This window comes from Aeromonas media (assembly GCF_000819985.1).
Lineage (GTDB): Bacteria > Pseudomonadota > Gammaproteobacteria > Enterobacterales > Aeromonadaceae > Aeromonas > Aeromonas media.
In genome coordinates this window covers 1-1,444 of sequence record NZ_CDBZ01000092.1, presented here as the reverse complement: position 1 = coordinate 1,444, position 1,444 = coordinate 1, and the positions used below count along the sequence as shown (strand labels likewise).

1 protein-coding gene and 1 pseudogene are annotated in these 1,444 nt (G+C 40.9%); both read right to left on the bottom strand.

Annotated elements, in window-relative coordinates; genetic code table 11:
* Positions 1–546: tyrosine-type recombinase/integrase (locus BN1127_RS08345; RefSeq protein WP_042649119.1), on the bottom strand; the 546-nt coding region annotated here is incomplete at its 3' end.
* A 712-nt stretch (positions 547–1,258) separates the two neighbouring features.
* A pseudogene (locus BN1127_RS22730) lies at positions 1,259–1,444 on the bottom strand (site-specific integrase); the annotation flags it as partial.

The window sequence follows — 1,444 nt, the reverse complement described above, 5'->3', positions numbered from 1 at the left end:
CTTGTCGAGATTGACCGCCTCCGCACTGACCGCCATTAACTCACTGATGCGCAGACCCGTAGAGATACCGAGTTGGATGAGTGACACCTCCAGCAAATGGGTGCTTTTCAGGGCGAGAAATGCCTTAATTTCGTATTGATAAAATGGATCAGGTTCGTCCACCTCAAATTTACATTTTTTAATGCCATCCATTGGACTGGTATGAATAACACCATCGCTGACAGCTCGTGCAAAGACTTGTCTCAATATATCCAAATATTGGTTAATGGTATTTCCTTTATATTTTTTGTTGCAAAATTTCACTACGAGCAGTTCAATGTCACTCGCACGATATGACGTCAGCGGTTTATCACCAATCCATTTTATCAACTGTTCTGCTTTACGCTTCGAAATGTCATAGGTTGTCTGCGCATACTGGTATTTTTTGATTTCCAGGTGCTGACGAATGGCTGACGCCAGTGAATGCTCATCAACAATGACTGAACGCACAGTGTTGTGTTTAGTTTTTTGTTTTTGAACGGTCCTTTTATTGGTTTGTTTGTTCATAATTACCCTCATTACAGTTATAAATACTCCTTCAATTACAAAAACAGCAATAGCAAAACGTGATGCTCACGCATCGATACCGAGAGGGTAATAGTGCACCTAAAAACAGCGATATAAATTACTCTGTGACGCTATAAACAGATAAGTTTCACCTCAAAATCCTGTTAATTTGTCAAATGCCAAGTATACATTAGCGATAGCTGATGTCATTTAATCGATATAATCAAATGTTCCCGTCAGATTTTTACTCAACATTGCATCAAGCAAATACCATGTGTTATTCACTTCACCCGAATTTGGGTAATAACAACCCGTTCAGCGTATCGAAGATAGCTGTGATATTGGCGGTATTTTTTAAATCTGAAGGGGTGATAACCCTTGTTTGAACGAGATAAACGTGTCGGTGTGTTCTACGCCATATTCATTTCGTTTCGATCCTTCGTGTTTACTGTCGTTGTTATGTCCTTGTTAGCAGCTTTATCAGCATACTACAACGATTGAGGACCACTCGTCAATGAAAATAACCCACAAAGAAAAAGAAATGTCAACATATTTTTATTGGGTTTTTTAAATATTTTCCAATGTGCTTAAAATCATTATAAATCATGAAGATAGGGCCATACCCGCCCCATTAAACCGCCGAGAAATGCTCTCATATTGGTTTTTTCATGGGGGGGAGACAGCCCTGTTACCCAAAAAATATGCGTCATCTTTACGGTGATTTTCCCCCTGACAGCAGGTGGTGGGGTATCAGGTCGGTAGGAAGGGATTGGATTTTCTCATTCAGCAGCCTAATGTTCACACGTTTGCCATAGCGGCCAAACGTCAGGCCGTTTTTACTGTGTCCCGCAAGTTCGGCTACAACATGCTCAGCGACATCCGCCTGCTGTAACTCATC